The 16,510-nt window shown below is 66.9% G+C and carries 17 protein-coding genes; 13 read left to right on the top strand and 4 right to left on the bottom strand.

Annotated elements, in window-relative coordinates; translation table 11 throughout:
- Position 1: 1 nt before the first annotated feature.
- Positions 2 to 916 carry an SMP-30/gluconolactonase/LRE family protein gene (locus ACZ1I2_RS19025; protein WP_465176207.1) on the bottom strand — a complete coding sequence of 305 codons (915 nt, stop codon included), beginning with the start codon at positions 914 to 916 and terminating at the stop codon, positions 2 to 4.
- 271 nt (positions 917 to 1,187) lie between these two features.
- Here ACZ1I2_RS19025 and ACZ1I2_RS19020 point away from each other — a divergent pair, with 271 nt between their 5' ends.
- The 9 genes from ACZ1I2_RS19020 to ACZ1I2_RS18980 all read left to right on the top strand — a co-directional run bounded on the left by ACZ1I2_RS19020 (position 1,188) and on the right by ACZ1I2_RS18980 (position 8,555).
- Entirely contained in the window at positions 1,188 to 1,556 is a 369-nt protein-coding gene (locus ACZ1I2_RS19020; protein ID WP_372852358.1) for a BlaI/MecI/CopY family transcriptional regulator, read from the top strand.
- Positions 1,553 to 3,166, top strand: a complete 1,614-nt coding sequence (locus tag ACZ1I2_RS19015; RefSeq protein ID WP_465176208.1) for a M56 family metallopeptidase — start codon at positions 1,553 to 1,555, stop codon at positions 3,164 to 3,166. Before ACZ1I2_RS19020 ends, ACZ1I2_RS19015 begins: the two co-directional genes overlap by 4 nt.
- A 79-nt stretch (positions 3,167 to 3,245) precedes the next feature.
- Positions 3,246 to 4,103, top strand: coding sequence for an MBL fold metallo-hydrolase (locus ACZ1I2_RS19010; protein ID WP_465176209.1), 858 nt, complete (start codon positions 3,246 to 3,248; stop codon positions 4,101 to 4,103).
- On the top strand, positions 4,100 to 4,783 hold the full coding sequence (locus ACZ1I2_RS19005) for a DUF4230 domain-containing protein (protein ID WP_465176210.1): 684 nt from the start codon (positions 4,100 to 4,102) through the stop codon (positions 4,781 to 4,783). Before ACZ1I2_RS19010 ends, ACZ1I2_RS19005 begins: the two co-directional genes overlap by 4 nt.
- 2 nt (positions 4,784 to 4,785) lie before the next feature.
- Complete coding sequence (gene nadA, locus ACZ1I2_RS19000) at positions 4,786 to 5,796, top strand: quinolinate synthase NadA (protein WP_465172626.1); 1,011 nt, start codon at positions 4,786 to 4,788, stop codon at positions 5,794 to 5,796.
- Between the two features lie 29 nt (positions 5,797 to 5,825).
- Positions 5,826 to 6,341: a cupin domain-containing protein gene (locus ACZ1I2_RS18995; protein WP_465176211.1), complete on the top strand. Its 516-nt coding sequence runs from the start codon at positions 5,826 to 5,828 to the stop codon at positions 6,339 to 6,341.
- A gap of 138 nt (positions 6,342 to 6,479) precedes the next feature.
- On the top strand, positions 6,480 to 7,370 hold the full coding sequence (nadC, locus tag ACZ1I2_RS18990; protein ID WP_465176212.1) for a carboxylating nicotinate-nucleotide diphosphorylase: 891 nt from the start codon (positions 6,480 to 6,482) through the stop codon (positions 7,368 to 7,370).
- A gap of 61 nt (positions 7,371 to 7,431) precedes the next feature.
- Positions 7,432 to 7,848 (top strand): hypothetical protein, encoded by a 417-nt coding sequence (locus ACZ1I2_RS18985; RefSeq protein ID WP_465172629.1) that lies wholly within the window; start codon positions 7,432 to 7,434, stop codon positions 7,846 to 7,848.
- Entirely contained in the window at positions 7,845 to 8,555 is a 711-nt protein-coding gene (locus ACZ1I2_RS18980; RefSeq protein WP_465176213.1) for a ribonuclease T2 family protein, read from the top strand. Before ACZ1I2_RS18985 ends, ACZ1I2_RS18980 begins: the two co-directional genes overlap by 4 nt.
- A 17-nt stretch (positions 8,556 to 8,572) precedes the next feature.
- On the opposite strand, the gene ACZ1I2_RS18975 is transcribed toward ACZ1I2_RS18980, so the two are convergent.
- The 3 genes from ACZ1I2_RS18975 to ACZ1I2_RS18965 are packed head-to-tail and all read right to left on the bottom strand — an operon-like array spanning position 8,573 to position 11,955.
- Complete coding sequence (locus tag ACZ1I2_RS18975) at positions 8,573 to 8,983, bottom strand: DUF4112 domain-containing protein (protein ID WP_465176214.1); 411 nt, start codon at positions 8,981 to 8,983, stop codon at positions 8,573 to 8,575.
- A gap of 27 nt (positions 8,984 to 9,010) precedes the next feature.
- A complete protein-coding gene (locus ACZ1I2_RS18970; protein ID WP_465176215.1) occupies positions 9,011 to 10,471 on the bottom strand; it encodes an ABC transporter substrate-binding protein in 1,461 nt (486 codons plus the stop codon).
- Positions 10,468 to 11,955, bottom strand: a complete 1,488-nt coding sequence (locus tag ACZ1I2_RS18965; protein ID WP_465176216.1) for a peptide ABC transporter substrate-binding protein — start codon at positions 11,953 to 11,955, stop codon at positions 10,468 to 10,470. The genes ACZ1I2_RS18970 and ACZ1I2_RS18965 overlap by 4 nt, the downstream gene beginning before the upstream one ends.
- A gap of 557 nt (positions 11,956 to 12,512) precedes the next feature.
- On the opposite strand from ACZ1I2_RS18965, the gene ACZ1I2_RS18960 reads away from it, so the two are divergent.
- From ACZ1I2_RS18960 to ACZ1I2_RS18945, 4 genes are read left to right on the top strand one after another with little or no spacing between them, the layout of a single operon-like run.
- A complete protein-coding gene (locus tag ACZ1I2_RS18960) occupies positions 12,513 to 13,496 on the top strand; it encodes an SGNH/GDSL hydrolase family protein (RefSeq protein WP_465181499.1) in 984 nt (327 codons plus the stop codon).
- Positions 13,493 to 14,728: a GDSL-type esterase/lipase family protein gene (locus ACZ1I2_RS18955; protein ID WP_465176218.1), complete on the top strand. Its 1,236-nt coding sequence runs from the start codon at positions 13,493 to 13,495 to the stop codon at positions 14,726 to 14,728. Before ACZ1I2_RS18960 ends, ACZ1I2_RS18955 begins: the two co-directional genes overlap by 4 nt.
- Before the next feature lie 2 nt (positions 14,729 to 14,730).
- A complete protein-coding gene (locus tag ACZ1I2_RS18950; protein ID WP_465176219.1) occupies positions 14,731 to 16,143 on the top strand; it encodes an MBOAT family O-acyltransferase in 1,413 nt (470 codons plus the stop codon).
- A gap of 9 nt (positions 16,144 to 16,152) precedes the next feature.
- Positions 16,153 to 16,467, top strand: coding sequence for a hypothetical protein (locus tag ACZ1I2_RS18945; protein ID WP_465176220.1), 315 nt, complete (start codon positions 16,153 to 16,155; stop codon positions 16,465 to 16,467).
- Positions 16,468 to 16,510: the final 43 nt, after the last annotated feature.

The following is a 16,510-nucleotide window of genomic DNA, read 5'->3' as shown; positions in this document are numbered from 1 at the left end:
CTCAATAGGCCAGCTTCAGGCCCGGACGCGGCCATTCCATGCTGACCAGTTGGCCCGTGCCTGACAGGGTGATGTAGGCGGTGCGCCGGTCGGCCCCACCCCAGCAGATGTTGGTGGTGAAGGGATCAGGGGTCGCCACGAACTCGACCAGCTCGCCCGACGGCGAGATCACGCTGATCCCGCTCTCGCCGATCGTCGCGACGCAGATATTGCCGCTCTCCTCGACCCCGAGCGAGTCGAAGAACTTGTAGCCGGCCGGCCGATAGAGCGGGATGCCCGCGCCGCCGAGACCCACAGTCGGATCGATCTTGCCCGGCGCGGTGATACGAAAGGCCATCAGCCGACAGGTATAGGTCTCAGCCGCATAGAGTGTCGCGCCGTCAGGCGAGAGGCCTACGCCGTTCGGGTTCTCGCTGGGGAAGACCACTTCCTCCAGATGACTGCCATCGGCCTTGGCGTAGAAGATGCCGGTGATGTCGCGCTCGCGCGGACGGTTCTTGCCATGGTCGGTGAACCAGAAGCCGCCATGCGCATCGAACACGATATCGTTCGGGCCGCGCAGCACGCAGCCGAAATCGCCATCCTTGTAGAGTATCTCGACCGCACCGGTCGCGAGATCGATCCGCTCGATCCGTCCGCCCGAATAATCGTCGGGCTGGCCATGCGGGATCAGCAGCCCGCCACGCTCGACATAATGGAAGCCGCCATTGTTGCAGCAATAGAGCTTGCCGTCCGGCCCCATCGCCAGCCCGTTTGGCCCGCCGCCCGGTTCGGCCACCGTCTCGGTCGATCCGTCGGGCTTGACCCGGGTGATCCGCCCCGCGGCGATCTCGACCAGGATCACGCTGCCGTCCGGCATCGCCACGGGACCCTCCGGGAAGCGCAGACCGGTAGCGACGGTGGTGAACTGGCTCATCTTCCTCTCCCTCTTTTGGGCAACCTACAGCGCAACACCCCCTCCGTCATGCCGGACTTGTTCCGGCATCCATCGGGCCTGTGGCGAATTCGTCGGCGAGTACGCACCGCCAGTGCCTCGTTCCTCGCGCAGCGCCCACGGCCCGATGGACCCCGGAACAAGTCCGGGGGGACAGGTGGCGTGGGAGGCGCCGCATTCATCGACCGTTCAGCCAATTGACTACAGATGTAATCGAGACGATTACAGATGTGGTCATTACGGGGAGCGAGTCGTGAGCGAACGGATCAGCGATGCCGAACATGCGGTGATGGAGGTGCTCTGGGATGAGTCGCCCCTGACCGCGCAGGACGTAGCCGAGCGCATCCCGCCGGAGCGCGACTGGTCGGCCAATACCGTGAAGACCCTGCTCGGCCGTCTGCTCGCCAAGAACATCATCGGACACCAGGAAGATGGCCGCCGCTATCTCTACCGGCCGCTCGTCGCGCGCGGCGACTATGTCGAGGGTGAATCGCGCCGCCTGATGGACCGGCTGTTCGGTGGCAAGCTGACCCCTTTGGTCGCGCATCTCGCCGAGCGCGACGCGCTGACCAACGAAGACATCGCCGAGATCGAGGCGCTGCTCAAAGGCCTGAAGTCGTGACGGCGTGGGCGATCGAGGCGCTGATCGCCTCCGCCGTGCTGATGGTCGCGGTGCTGCTGCTGCGTGGCCCCGTCCGCCGCGCCTTCGGGCCGGACATCGCCTATGCGCTCTGGGCCTTGCCCGCGCTCAGGCTGTTCCTGCCGCCCTTACCCCAGTCCTGGCGCGAGATCGCAGTCGCGCCGGTGATCCGAGCGAGCGAGCAGATCACGGTCTATGTGATCGAGCCGCTCGGCGGAGACGCCGCCGCGCCCGTTGCCCAAAATCCCTCGCTTGGCCCCTTGCTGGTCTCGCTCTGGGTGCTGGGAGCGGCGGCGTTCATTGCCTGGCACGCCACGGCGCATGCCCGCTTCGTCCGCCGCATGCTCGACCAGACGGCGCGCGAGACGGAGATCGAGGGCGGCATCCAGCTGATCGAGACCGACGCCGCCAGCGGTCCGCTCGCCTTTGGCATCTGGCGCCGTTACGTCGCCTTTCCGCGCGACTTCACCGAGCGCTACGATCTGGAGGAGCGTGATCTCGCGCTCGCCCATGAAGTCGGCCACCATCATCGCGGCGATCTGATCGCCAACTGGATCGCGCTGGTGGTGCTCGCACTGCACTGGTTCAACCCGATCGCCTGGCGTGCCTTCCGCGCCTTCCGTGCCGACCAGGAGATCGCCAACGACGCCCGCGTGCTCGCCGGCAAGAACCCCATGCTGCGGCACACCTATGCCTGCGCCATCGTCAAGGCGGCGCATGGCGGCGCCGTGTCGGCCGCATGCCACCTGCACACCATCGAGGATCTGAAAGGGAGACTGAGAATGCTGACCACCAACAAGACGTCGCGCCTTCGCCTCGTCAGCGGCTGTGCCGCGGTCGCGATGCTGACCGTGGCCGGGCTGGGCGTCACCGCCTCCGGCACCCAGGCCGCCGAGCGCGTCCGCTCGGGCATGGAGAAGGCGACCGGCGTGAGCCTCGCCGAGCTGAACCCGATCGCCGCCGTGGCGCCGCTCGTCGCCCCGGCGCCGGTGCCGGCGCCCGCTGCTGTCCCGGCCGTCCCCGCCGTCGGCGCCATCCCCGCGCCGATGCCGGTCCAGGAAGTCGGCCCCGCACCGGTCGCCCCGCCAGCCCCGCCTGCTCCCCCCGCGCCGCCGGCATGGGGCGATGACGAGGACAGCGCCACCACCACCGTTTCGCCCGATGGGAAAGTCACCAAGCGCAGGGTCGTCCGCATCGTCCGCCGCGACAAGGACGGCAAGACGGTGACCGAGGACTTTCACGGCATGGGCGCCATGCCGCCGATGCCCCCCATGCCCGAGGTCTCCTCGCGCAACTGCCCCGGCGACGGGCAGCGCCACGAGACGGTGATCAACGAGAAGAAGGGCGACAAGCGGATCATCATCATCTGCACCAACCGCATCGAGAAGATGGCGCGAGAAGGCGCCGCGGTGGCGGCACGGAGCAAGGACATCGAGCGCAACGCCTATCGCTCGGCACTCGAAGGGTTGCGCAACGCGCAGGCCCGCATGCGCAACGACCAGGCCATGGACGAGGTCGCCCGCAACGAAGCGATCAAGGCGATCGACGAAGCGATCCAGGACATGGAAGAGAATATCGCCAGGGCAAACTGAGCGATCTTCACCCCTCCCCTTCGGGGGAGGGGCTTTCTGTGCCCTTGCCATCCCGGCGCCGACCCGCCATCTCGCCATCATGAGCGAGCAACTACCTGGCGTCGCCGAGCAGCTCGAACCGCTCGTCACCCGCATCCTCGCGCCCAATCCGTCGCCTTTCACCTACACCGGCACCCAGACGCATCTGGTCGGCACGCGCGATCTGGCCGTGATCGATCCAGGGCCCGACGATGCCGGCCATGTCGAGGCGCTGATCCGCGCGATCGCGGGTCGCCCCGTCACCGCCATCATCATCACCCATACCCACCGCGACCACAGCCCGGCCTCGCGCGCGCTGAAGGCAGCGACCGGCGCGCCGATCATCGGCTGCGCCCCGCTGGCGCTCGACGATCTCGGCCCCCGCGCCGACGCGTCGTTCGATGGCGACTATGCGCCGGATCGTGTGCTGGCCGATGGGGAGTCGGTATCCGGCGAAGGCTGGACGCTCACTGCCGTCGCCACGCCGGGCCATACCTCGAACCATCTCGCCTTCGCGCTGTCCGAGAGCAAGGCGCTGTTCTCCGGCGATCATGTGATGGGCTGGTCGACCACCATCGTCTCGCCGCCGGATGGCGACATGGCGGCCTATATGGCGAGCCTCGACAAGCTGATGCACCGCGACGACCGCATCTATTACCCGGCGCATGGCGATCCGGTGGAGAATCCCCGGCGCCTCGTCCGCGGCATGATCGGCCATCGCAAGCAGCGCGAGGGCCAGATCCTCCGCCTGCTCCGTGCCGAGCCCCGGGCGATTCCGGCGATGGTCGAGCGCATGTATGTCGGCATCGACCCTCGACTGTTTCCCGCGGCGGAGCGATCCGTGCTTGCCCATCTGATCGATCTGCGCGACCGGGGCGTTGTCTCCCTCAGGGGCGACGACTGGGAGATGGCCGCATGAAGTTCCTCGGCAAGTTCGCCGGCGCGCTGGCGCTGATCGCCCTGTTCATCGCGGGCGCCTTCTGGGCGCTCGGCTATTATGTCAGCGGCAAGATGAAGGGCCCCGATCCGGTGACGATCGCGAGCGCCTCGCTTCAGGGCCTGAAGGAGCAGAACCGCCTGTCGGCCTTCGCCGCGCGGTTCGTGGCGGTGACGACATCGACTCAGTCGCAATTCGGGCTGAGCGCGAAGAAGACGCTGATCATGCCCGGCATGGTCCGCTACGAGGTCGATCTCGCCAAGCTGCGGCAGAAGGACGTGTCCTGGGATGCCGGCACGCGCACGCTTGGCGTGGTGCTGCCGCCCATCGAGGTCTCCCCGCCGCAGATCGACCTCACCCAGATGCGCGAATATGGCGAAGGCGGCATCTTGTCGGCCTTTACCGATGCCGATGCGAAGCTGCAGGATGCCAATCGCCGCGCCGGTCAGCAGGAGCTGGTGCGCCAGGCGCATGAAGCGGTACCGATGAACCTCGCCCGCGACGCCACACGCCGGGCGGTGGAGCGGAGTTTCGCCATGCCGCTCAAGGCGGCGGGCATGGACGTGACGGTGAAGGTGCGCTTCGCCGACGAGGCGAAGGACAATAGCGAGGTGTGGGACACGACCCGCTCGCTCGACCAGGTTTTGGGGAATAGGAAGTAACCATGGACGCACGTAACGGCATCGGCGGCACGCTCACCGGGCTCGACCTCAGGGCCGAGATCGATCGGCTCCGCAAGGAGCGCAACGCAGTCATCCTCGCCCATTATTACCAGAAGCCGGAGATCCAGGACATTGCCGATTTCGTCGGCGACAGCCTCGATCTCAGCAAGAAGGCCGAAGCGACCGACGCCGACGTCATCGCCTTTTGCGGCGTGCGCTTCATGGCCGAGACCGCGAAGATCCTGTCGCCCCAGAAGATCGTGGTGCTGCCCGACATGAACGCCGGATGCAGCCTGGAGGACAGCTGCCCGCCCGAGCAGTTCGCCGCCTTCCGCGCCGCGCACCCCGATCATATCGCGCTGACCTACATCAACTCCTCCTGCGAGGTGAAGGCGCTCAGCGACATCATCGTCACCAGTTCTTCGGCCGAAAAGATCCTCGCCCAGATTCCGAAGGACCAGAAGATCATCTTCGGCCCGGACAAGAATCTCGGCGGCTATCTCGCGCGCAAGACCGGGCGCGACATGCTGCTCTGGCCGGGCGTGTGCATCGTGCACGAGGCGTTCAGCGAAACCGAGCTGCTCAAGCTCCAGCTACAGCATCCCGGCGCGCCCGTCGTCGCGCATCCGGAATGCCCGCCCTATATCCTCGACCATGCCGATTATGTCGGCTCGACCCGCGGCATCCTGGAATATGCGCTGGCGATGGAGGGCGACACGCTGATCGTCGCGACCGAGCCGCACATCATCCACCAGATGCAGAAGGCGGTGCCGGACAAGAATTTCATCGGCGCGCCCGGTGCCGACGGCAACTGCAACTGCAACATCTGCCCGTACATGGCGCTCAACACGATGGAGAAGCTGTACGTCGCGCTGCGCGATCTCGAGCCGCGCATCGAGATCGAGGAGGGCCTGCGCCTCCGCGCCAAGAAGAGCCTCGACGCGATGCTGTCCATGGCCAGCGCAACGGTCGGCATGGGCGATCTCGGGCCGGTCAAGGTGACGGGCGACTAGGGTCGCCCAGGCGGGAGGGGAGTAGGATCATGTTCTTCCGCAAGAAAAAAGCGAAGGGCCTGCCCGGTGGTCCGGTTATGACCGCGCCGTTCCGCCGGATCGTGACCGGGCATGACGATGCCGGCTGGTCGATCGTGGACAGCATCGACACCTTGCGCCCGGTCACCACCGGCACGGGGGAGGCAGCCCTGGCGCAGGTCTGGGCGACACCCGAGGTGCCCGCCAATCTCAATGACGACAGCGACGGGGATCGGATGCCGGGCGACGAAGGCGGATCGATGATCCGCGTCGTCGATTTCCTGCCGGGCCGGAAATCACGCACCCACCGCAGCTGGTCGATCGACTATGCCATCATCCTGGATGGCGAGATCGAGCTGCAGCTCGACGGTGGCGAGGTCGAGCATCTCGAGACCGGCGACATCGTCATCCAGCGCGGCACGAGTCATCTCTGGCGCAACCCCGGGACCGAACCCTGTCGCGTGGTGTTCGTTCTGATCGAGGCGATTCCCGTCGCGATCGACGGGCACCTGCTGCCCGAGGTGTAACGTCGGCGGGTGGTTGGCGGACATGGGCGGTTTCGGCATCGGGCGATGCATCGGTTTTGTTGCGCAGCGACGGGCTGGATGCTTGCGTTCGCCGCCGGGTGTCGACAATGCTGACCCAAAGCAGCGGCGGAGCGGATGATGATGTCGGGCACTCTCTCTCCGGCACTGCCGGACGGCGCGGCTGACTGGGCTTTGCCCGGTTTCGACCTGCCGGCCTTTGTCGCCGCGACGCTGGCCGAGGATCTTGGCGATGCGGGCGACATCACCTCGACCGCCGTCATTCCGGCCGATGCCCGCTTCACCGGCGTGATGGACAGCCGCGACGCGATCGTCGTTGCCGGCCTGCCGATCGCCGAGGCCTTTTTCCGGTCGCTCGATCCCCAGGTGCGGATCGAGCGGCTGGTCCAGGATGGCGACCGGGTCGCAGCGGGCACCGACCTGATGCGGCTGGAGGGCAGCGCCCGGGCGATGCTGACGGCGGAGCGCTCGGCGCTCAACACCGTCCAGCATCTGTCGGGCATCGCAACGCTGACGCGCAGCTATGTCGACAGGATCCTCGGCACCGGCGCCACCTTGCTCGATACCCGCAAGACCATCCCGGGCCTGCGCGTGCTGGAGAAATACGCCACGCGGATGGGCGGGGCGACCAATCACCGCATGGGGCTGTGGGACGCGGCGATGATCAAGGACAATCACGTCGCGGTCGCCGGCGGGATCGGCGAGGCGGTGCGGCGCGCGAAGGAGGCGGGGATCGCGCGCATCATCGTGGAAGTCGATTCGACTGACCAGATCGAACCCGCCCTGGCTGCCGGCGCGACGCATCTGCTGCTCGACAATATGGACCCGCCGATGCTGCGCGGCGCGGTGACCCTGATCGGCGGCCGCGTGCCGACCGAGGCATCGGGCGGCGTACGGCTCGATACGATCCGCGCGATCGCTGAAACCGGCGTGACCTTCATCAGCGTCGGGCGGCTGACTCAGTCCGCTCCGGCGGCGGACATCGGGCTTGATTTCACCGCCGCCACCTGACGGTTGCATGAGAACAAAAGAGGACTAAGCTGTCGCCGACAGCGCTGGTGGGGGGGAGTCGATGGAACGGCCGAAATCGATCATTCAGTTCGAACGCTTCTATCTCGCCGCCATCGGCGTGGATGTGGTGAACACCGTCCTGTCCTGGTCGGAGCGGGAGGAGCGGGCGTTGCTTAAGCCCCAGATGTTCGGTGACGCGACCCTGCCGCTCATGACCGCGATCGGTTTCGTCATCGCTCTGGTCCTGTGGTTTCTGGTCGCACGCAAGGGGAGCATGATCGCCAAATGGATACTCGCCATCTTCATCGCGCTGGCACTGGCGTGGACGCTGTATGCGATCCCGAGCGGGCGCTATTCGCTTGGGCTGAGCGGCCTGCTCGGCCTGTTCTCGACCGTGCTTCAGGCCTATGCGGTCGTGATGCTGTTCCGCCCGGACGCACGGCCCTGGTTCGGCGCCAGGGCGGGAGCCGCCGCATGAAGCCGGCGCTCATCATCGCGGCCCTGCTCGCCGCCGCGCCGGGCGTCGCCCAGGCCCAGGCCTATCAATGCGCGATTCCCGCCAATCTCGCGCGTCCCCGCCCCGATTTGCCGAGCCGCAGCGAGCCGAAGCGCGTGCTGCCGATCGGCGGCTATACGCTGGCCGTCACCTGGGCCCCGCAATATTGCCACGACAGTGCGCGCAACGCCTCGGCACGGCTCGAATGCGGCAGCGGCAATCGCTTCGGCTTCACCCTGCACGGGCTATGGCCGGACGGCGTCGGCAAGGAATGGCCGCAATATTGCGCCGCGACGACGATCCTGCCGCGTCAGGTGATCCGCAAGCATCTCTGCGCGACCCCCTCGGTGCAATTGCTTCAGCATGAATGGGCCAAGCACGGCACCTGCATGCGCACCACGCCGGCCGCCTATTTCGCGCGATCGACCGGGCTTTATGCCAAGTTGCGGTATCCGGACATGGATGCGCTCTCGCGCGCTGCCGTGACGGTAGGCGGCTTCACCGCGGCGATGGCGAAGGCCAATCCCGGCCTGCCGGCGAACGCGATCCGGGTGACCGCCAATCGGCAAGGCTGGCTCGACGAACTGTGGATCTGCCTCGACAAGCGATTTGCCTATGAACGCTGCAGGCCGGGCAGCGGCGGTCTTCCGGCGACGGCAGCATTGAAGATCTGGCGCGGGCCGCGCTGAGGCGGACGCGCAAAACGCTATTGGTCGATCACCACCGTCGAGGGGTGGTGCTTGTCGAGATGGCGTTTGATGATTTTCAGATTGCGGGTGTTCGACCGGAAGAAGAAATCGGGCACCGCGCCGACCCAGGGGATCAGGCCGAGCAGGAAGTCGACGCCGATATTGCCGGCCATCCGCGCGACCTGGGATTTTGACATGCCCAGGTTCCGGGCCTCCCACGCCATCCATGCGCCCATCAGCGCGGCGACCGCGCCGCCGCCGATCGGGACGATGTCGAGGATCACGTCGAGCCCGACCTTGCGGTTGGTACCCGGGATGGTGAACAGCCCTTCGAGCAGATGCTCCATCGCGACGATGCGTTTGCGCACCGACGCGGCGTCGCTACCGGTCAGGCTGCCCGCGATCGCGCCAAGGGGTTCGGGACTCATTCGGGTCGCACGGTTGGCCATATCACCTCATTTGGTGTCGTTACGCAGGTGATTCAACGGGTGCCAGGCGCGAGAGTTCCCCTGCCACTGCCCCAGTCGCAGCGCGACGAGCGACCAGCGCAGCGGCCGGGCGACCGGAATATAAGCGATATCCGCCGCAACCGCCGCATCCGCCTCGGCGATCCGGGCGGCGCGTAACACGAGCGTCGGCGCGTCGCGGGCTGCATCGACCGCTGTCTGGGCGTCCGCGCCGCAAGGCTGGCACGCGGTGGCGAGATACCAGCGTGCGCTGTCATAAGGAGCAACCGCGTCGATCAGGCGCAGATCGGCATCGGCGCCGATCGCGACCCGCTGCGTATCGATGCCGATCCGCTGGAGCCCCGCCGCGACGATGCCGTACAGGATCGTCGAGCCCGGCCCGGGTGGAAGGGCTATGCGCAGCAACAATGGTCCGTCATGCGCGGCGCGCCAGTTATTGACCCGGTCGATCGCGGACGTCGTATCGGTCGCCGAGGCGACCCAGCCGGGGGTTGGCGCCGCCCCCGAATCGAGCCGGTCGGGCAGGAGTTGGGACGTCGCATTCCAGCCGGGCGCGAAGGCGGTGACGATCGCCTGGCGATCCACCGACCGGGCGACGACCGCACGGTTCGCCGCCTCGGCGAGGAACCCCTTGCGGCTGACGATCGCCAGGCCGAACAGGCCGGCGGCGGGGTCGATCCGCTGGTTGGCCTGCGCGATCGCGGCAGAACCCAGCAACGGCCATTCGGCGAAAGTGCCGCCGGTGACCATGTCGGAATCGCGCGCGGCGAACCGCGCGATGGCCCTTGCGGCCCGCTCGCCGATCAGGCGGACATGCCGCTCGGGGCCTGGCTCGGCAGCCTCCTCGTCCGGCGAGCGGGCGGGATCGAACGCCGGGCGCAACATCGCGCCGTCGCGATAGGTTTCGGTGATCCGGAACGGGCCGCTGCCGCCCGGCGGTCGTGTGCGGAAAAGGGCAAGCTCGGGCTGCGCGAACAGCTTGAGCAGATCCGGGCGCGGCCGCTTCAGCCGGATCTCGATCACCTGCGGCGTCATTTCGACGATCTCGTCGATCGCGCTGAGAAAGGGCAGCAGGGAGTTGTCGGATCGGGTGGCGATCTGTCGCCGGAGGATCGCCACCACTTCCTCGGCGCTCACCGGCCGGCCGTCGCTCCACTCGGCGTCGCGCAGGCGAAAGATGTAGCTCATGCCATCGTCGATCACGATCCAGCGCTCGGCGACGCCGGGCTCGATTTGCCCGGCGGCGTCGAAACGAACCAGTCCCTGTGCGGTCGAGTCGACGAGCAGGCGGGAGGGAGTGTCGAGTGCCCCCAGCGACGAATCGCCGAGCTTCGGCGCCCCGCCGATCGCGCTGACCACGACCGGTCCGGCATCCGACCGCCGGCCGCAGCCCGACAGCGGCACTGCGCCGAGCAGCGCAAGCAGGAGCAAGGCGCCGCCCGCCCTCATCGCGGCTCCCGGTACAGCAGGCGGCTGGGATGGATGTTCATTGCGTTATCCTGCCATCCCCGAACCTCGGGCGCCACCAGCGAGCGGCTGACATAATGATAGATCGGCAGGATCGGCGCGGCGTGCAGCAGGCGCTCCTCCGCCGCGCGCAGCAGCTTGGCCCGTGCGGCGGGGTCGACCGTGTCGAGCGCCTGCGCGACCAGCCGGTCATAGCCGGCATCGGCATAGCCCGAATAATTGACCGCGCCGGCATTGCCCAGATGTACGGCGAGGAAATTCTCGGGGCGCGGCACGTCGGCGATCCAGCCGGACCGGGCGAGCTGGAAGTCGCCGAGCCGCAGCGCGGCGAAATGCAGCGCCGCCTCGCTGTTGAGCAGTCGCGCCTCCACACCATAAGGCCGCCACATCGCCGCCAGCGCCACCGCGATCCGCCGGTGATCGCCGCCGCTGTTGAACCGCACATCGAACACGAGCGGATGTCCTGGGCCATATCCCGCCCTGGCGAGCAGGCCGCGAATAGCCGCTGGACGATCGGGGTTCGCGAAAACGTCGGGGTCATCCCCGCCAAGCACCGGGGGCACCAGGCCCAGCGCGCCGGTCTCGCCGGTGCCCATCAATCTGGTCGCGATCCAGTCGCGGTCGATTGCCATCGACAGCGCGCGGCGGACCCGGACATCGTCGAACGGCGGCTTGCGGGTGTTGAAGGCGAGATAATAGGTGCCGGCATAAGGCGCGATCCGCGCTGCGCCGGGCAAGTGCTGGCGTACCCAGTCGATCCGGCTTCCCGGAATGTCGCTGACCGTGTCCGCCTCTTTCCCGCGAAAGCGCCGGAGCGCCGCCAGCTTGTCCTCAGCGGGTTGCCAGACGATGGTCGAGGTCGGGGCCGGGCGATCATGCCAGGCCGGGTTGCGCGCCAGGGTCAGCCGGTCGCCGAGCCGCCAGCCGGTGAGGCGATAGGCACCTGAAGTGACGAGCGGGCGGTCGCTGGTCCAGCGATCCCCGACCGCGGCGATCCGGTGCATCGGCAGCGCCGCCAGCGCGGGCTGGGCAAGCAATTCGGTCAGCCAGGGCAAAGGGCGGTGCAAGGTGACGGTCACGGTCGCCCGATCACTGGCGGCGATGGTCGCGATGCCCTCGAACAGCTTGGCATTGGGCGCGGTCGTCTTCGGGTCGCGCAGCCGGGCAAAACCGTCCGCGAAGGTAGCGGCGGTGATGGGTGCGCCGTCCGAGAAGCGCAGGCCGGGCCGCAGGGTGAAGCTGCAGGAGAGCTTGTCGGCGGTGCAGCGCATCGCATTCGCCAGGCCCAGCTCGGCCTGCCCATCGCCGCGATGCCGGGTCAGTCCCTCGAACTGGTCCTCGGCGACGCGCAGCGACGTGAGATCGGAGATCTTCTGGGGATCGAGATTCTTCACCTCGTCGTCCGACAGCCGGACGAGGCCGCCATGCGTGCCGCGCTCGTTCCGGCCGCAGCTGCTGGTCAGCACCGCAACGCACAAAGCGATGCCCAAAAGGCGGCCACGCTTCCATCGAATCCCGCTTCGATCGGGGAAATTCTGAAGGGGCGAGGGGGAAACCACGCCCGGTCCTACCGCCTTGCGCGTCCAGCTTCCACCTGCCTGTCGTGCGGCCCGGAACAGAAGCGGACAATAGCCGATCCGGTCGCGTCCGATCAGCGAATCCCGCCGGAATCCGCCGCGTTCACCGTGAGGCTTGATGAAGAGCATCATCCTTCATTGCAATGCTATTGCGAATGACGATCCGATTGAAATTCATCTCTATTCTATCCGAGAAAACTGCCCGAACCGCTCCGGGTGATTATTCGGAATCTTGTCAGCGTCACGTGCATCGCCAGTTGGAGTTCATCACTCGAACAAATAGCCAAGTAATACTCCAAGTGATTTATTGCACAGGCCCCGGACAAAGTTGCCGGAGTGCCGTAAAATTCTGCAATCACTCGCGAGTCTGTAGACAAGATGCTCTAGATAGGCGCATGAATGCGGCGTTGGATAGAATACACTCTCCCGCTGAAAGTATGAACGCCGTGTTGCAAGGTATAGTGCAGGCGCCGCAGGATGCCGCGCGCCATCTCGACCTGATGTCTTCGCCACATCGTCCTCCGCTGCGCATCCTGCTCGACCGGACGGCGGTTCTCCTGCTGGGCACTGCAGTGGGGGGGGCGATCGGCTGGGCCTTCCAGACCGGCAGCAGCGCCTCCGCGGCAGCCGTCTCGCCGGCCCGGCCCGCCATCGCCCGGCCGATGCCGGTGTCGGCCCAGGCGGAGGATGCGCTGATCCGCCAATATGCCGCACCGTTCCAGCAACTGGTCCGGACGGTCGCGACCGGCAACCGGATCAAGATCGGCGTGTTCGGCGACAGTTTCGGCGACGGCGTCTGGTGGGGGCTGGAGCAGCAACTGCCGAACAAGGCGGGTTACGAGGTCGTGAAGTACAGCCAGCCGGCCACCGGCTTCACCCGCTACAAGAGCCTCAACCTGGAAACCCATGCCGCCGAGCAACTCGGTGATGCGCCGCTCGATATCGCGATCATTTCGTTCGGCGCCAACGATGCGCAGGGGATCATCACGCCTCAGGGAAAATATGCCAAATTCATGCGGCCGCTCTGGCAACAGGAAGTCGGCGGACGCCTCGATCGCTACGTCGCCTTGCTGCGCCGGCATCACGCGATGGTCTATTGGGTGGGCCTGCCGCGCATCGGCAAGGAATCGCTCGATACCGATGTCATGGCGATCAACGATTTCTATGCCGAGCGCATGGCGACGCTCGGCGTGCCGTTCATCGACACGCGGCCGGTCGCGTCCGACGCGAAAGGAAATTTCGCGACCTATCTGAACGATCCGAAATCCGGCAAGCGCACCCTGATCCGCGCGGCGGACGGCGTGCACATGTCGATGACCGGCTATCTCTGGATCACGCGCGAGCTGGCCGGTCGAATCCGCAGCTATGCCGATGCCGCCCGCACCGTTGCCGGCGCGCCCGCCACCGGGGGCGGGGAAGCCGCGAAGTGAAGCTTGCATTGATGACCATGGCCGCGCTCTCGGCGCCCGCGGTGGCGTCGACCTGTGCCGGGCCGCTGTGCAACCCCGAGGCGCTGGCACCCTATTTCGCCAGGCTCGAGGCCGTGCGGGTCGCGAAGGGCGTCGCCCCGGTTCATATCCTGCAGATCGGCGACAGCCACACCGCCGGCGATGCGGTGACGGGCGCCTGGCGGGACCTGTTACAGGCGCGGTTCGGCGGCGGGGGCAGGGGCGTGCTGCCGCCGGGGCGACCCTATGACGGCTATATCACGCGCGGCGTCACGGTCTCCATGTCGTCCGGCTGGGCGATCGGCGCGACCTTCGGCAAGGGCGCGACCGCGCCGCGACCGCCGCTCGGCCTTTCCGGCTTCAGCATGACCGCGACACGTGCCGGCGCAAGCATGGCGTTGAATGCCGCGCCGGGCATGGCGTTCGACCGGTTCATCCTGTGCGCAATCGGTGGCCCGGACGCTGGCGGCGTCAGCGTCCGGTTCGATGGAGAGGATCAGCACCGGCTGGATTTCACGGCGCCGTCGCGGCAGCCGGTCTGCCGGACGATCCGTTCGACCGTGCCGGACGCGTCAGTCGAGATTGTCGCTGACGGGCGTCCTCTCACCCTCACGTCCTGGGCGACCTTCCGCGACGATGGCGGCATCGCCCTGTCCAATCTCGGCGTGGTCGGATCGCAACTCGCCCATTTCGCGCGGACCGACGATGCCGTAATGGCCGAGGAACTGAAAGCCTATCGCCCCGACCTGATTGTCCTCGCCTTCGGCACCAACGAAGGCTTCGCGCCACATTTCGATCCGGTCGCGTTCGAGGCCGTGCTGCGCTCGCAGATCACCCGGCTGCGCCTGCTCTCGGGCAACGTCCCGATGCTGCTGCTCGGCGCTCCGGATTCGCTCAGCCGCCAGCCTGCGCTGCGCACCAACGCACCCGGCGCGCTGGTCGGCTGCGAGGGCGCGGGCGACCAACCCTCCTTGTTCGCGCCTCCCGCCCTCGCTGCCGTGCGCGACATCCAGCGCCGGGTGGCGGGTGAGATGGGCCTTGCCCTGTGGGATTGGCAGGCCCGAATGGGCGGCCCCTGCGCGGCCCGCAACTGGGTCCAGCGCGAGGTGCCGCTGATGCGCGGCGACTATGTCCATTTCAACACCGCGGGCGGACTGGAGATCGCACGGCGCCTCCAGGCCGACCTCGACAGGGGAGCCGCATCCGCGGAATAACCATGCTGTTTCCGACGCTCACCTTCGGCGTTTTCTTCCTCTTCGTCTTTACCCTCGTCTGGTCCGCGCGCTCGAACGAATGGCGCAAGATCCTGCTGCTTGTCGCGAGCTGGGTCTTTTACGGTGCATGGGACTGGCGTTTCGTCCCGCTGTTGATCTTCTCCGCGCTGATGAACTGGGCGGTCGCGGCGGGCCTGGCGAACGATCGTTTCGCCGATCGCCGCAAGCTGCTCCTGCTCTGCGGCGTCGCGGTCAATCTGATCATCCTCGGCTTCTTCAAATATTTCGACTTCTTCACCGAACAGGTCGGCGCCACGCTGGCCGCGATCGGCTTCGAGCGCGACCTGCCGATGCTGCGGGTGATCCTGCCGATCGGCATTTCCTTCTTCACCTTCCAGGGCATCAGCTATGTCGTCGACGTCTATCGCCGGCGCGTTGAGCCGGCGGCCCTGCTCGACATCCTGCTGCTGATGTCCTTCTTCCCGCATCTCGTTGCCGGGCCGATCGTCCGCGCGGCCGATCTCGTGCCGCAATTCCAGTCGCGGCCGAAGCTCGACCGGTCGATGGTGTCGATGGCGTTGCTGCTGATCGTCTGGGGCCTGTTCAAGAAGACGGTGATCGCCTCCGAGCTCGCGGTAGGCTTTGTAGACCCGGTATTCGCCGATCCCGCTTCCCACTCGTCGCTCGATCTGGTCTTCGCCGCCTATGGCTATGCGGTGCAGATCTATTGCGATTTCTCCGCTTACACCGACATGGCGATCGGGCTGGCCGCGCTGCTCGGCTATCGTTTCCCGCGCAATTTCGATCAGCCCTACCGCGCGACATCGCTGCAGGATTTCTGGCGGCGCTGGCACATCACTCTGTCGCAATGGCTGCGCGACTATCTCTATATCGAAGCGCTGGGCGGCAGCCGGGGCGGCAAGCTCGCCACCTATCGCAACCTGATGCTGACCATGCTGCTCGGCGGCCTGTGGCACGGCGCCAGCTGGACCTTCGTCATCTGGGGCGGCCTGCATGGCGGCGCGCTGGCGGTGGAGCGCTTCTGGGCCGATCATGCGCCGAAGAGCTGGCCGCCGCTGCCGGTATGGGCGAGGCTGCTGCTCACCTTCCACGTCGTGCTGCTCGGCTGGATATTCTTCCGCGCGGCGAGTTTCGGCGACGCCATGGCCTATCTCGGGGGTATGCTCGATCTGTTCGGCAGCCCGGCCGGCTTCACCGCCTCGCCGCTGATCGTGCTGCTGATCGGCGTCGGGCTGGCGATTCACGCTGTGCCGACGCGGTGGATGAGCGGCATGGCCATCCGCATCCGCACCATGCCCGCGCCGCTGGTCGGTGTCGGCCTGGCCGGGCTGATCCTCGTCATCGACGCGATGCGCTTCGAAGGCGTCGCCCCGTTCATCTATTACCGCTTCTAGGAGCCTGGCATGCCCATAGCCTCCGAATTCCCCGTCGATCTGCCCGGCCCGGCCGGGGAGATGCATGCGCTGCGCTGGACGTCGATCGTCATTGCTGTGATGACGCTCTCGCTCACCCTGACCAACGCCGGTTCCATCACCAATTGGGCCGCCGAACAGACACCCGGGCCACGCATCGCGCTACTGCTCGATCACGCCGATCGCTGGCGCGACACCACCGACCGCGCCGGACTGGGCAACGCGCGGGCCATAATGCACCGCCTGTGGAAGAAGATGGAGGCGGCGCGCTGGCCGGGCGGTTCCACCGATCAGGCAAAGGGCTGATCCTGTCCCCGGCTGAGAAGGCAGTGCGCTCAAGCGTTTCATG

Source organism: Sphingomonas sp. BL-S-29, assembly GCF_055521495.1.
This window is presented reverse-complemented; position numbering and strand designations above follow the sequence as displayed.

Excerpts from the sequence above, each read along its gene's own strand:
- ACZ1I2_RS19025 (WP_465176207.1), bottom strand. The coding sequence starts at position 916 with ATGAGCCAGTTCACCACCGTCGCTACCGGTCTGCGCTTCCCGGAGGGT.
- ACZ1I2_RS19010 (WP_465176209.1), top strand. The coding sequence starts at position 3,246 with ATGAGCGAGCAACTACCTGGCGTCGCCGAGCAGCTCGAACCGCTCGTC.
- ACZ1I2_RS19005 (WP_465176210.1), top strand. The coding sequence starts at position 4,100 with ATGAAGTTCCTCGGCAAGTTCGCCGGCGCGCTGGCGCTGATCGCCCTG.
- nadA (WP_465172626.1), top strand. The coding sequence starts at position 4,786 with ATGGACGCACGTAACGGCATCGGCGGCACGCTCACCGGGCTCGACCTC.
- ACZ1I2_RS18995 (WP_465176211.1), top strand. The coding sequence starts at position 5,826 with ATGTTCTTCCGCAAGAAAAAAGCGAAGGGCCTGCCCGGTGGTCCGGTT.
- nadC (WP_465176212.1), top strand. The coding sequence starts at position 6,480 with ATGATGTCGGGCACTCTCTCTCCGGCACTGCCGGACGGCGCGGCTGAC.
- ACZ1I2_RS18985 (WP_465172629.1), top strand. The coding sequence starts at position 7,432 with ATGGAACGGCCGAAATCGATCATTCAGTTCGAACGCTTCTATCTCGCC.
- ACZ1I2_RS18980 (WP_465176213.1), top strand. The coding sequence starts at position 7,845 with ATGAAGCCGGCGCTCATCATCGCGGCCCTGCTCGCCGCCGCGCCGGGC.
- ACZ1I2_RS18975 (WP_465176214.1), bottom strand. The coding sequence starts at position 8,983 with ATGAGTCCCGAACCCCTTGGCGCGATCGCGGGCAGCCTGACCGGTAGC.
- ACZ1I2_RS18970 (WP_465176215.1), bottom strand. The coding sequence starts at position 10,471 with ATGAGGGCGGGCGGCGCCTTGCTCCTGCTTGCGCTGCTCGGCGCAGTG.
- ACZ1I2_RS18950 (WP_465176219.1), top strand. The coding sequence starts at position 14,731 with ATGCTGTTTCCGACGCTCACCTTCGGCGTTTTCTTCCTCTTCGTCTTT.
- ACZ1I2_RS18945 (WP_465176220.1), top strand. The coding sequence starts at position 16,153 with ATGCCCATAGCCTCCGAATTCCCCGTCGATCTGCCCGGCCCGGCCGGG.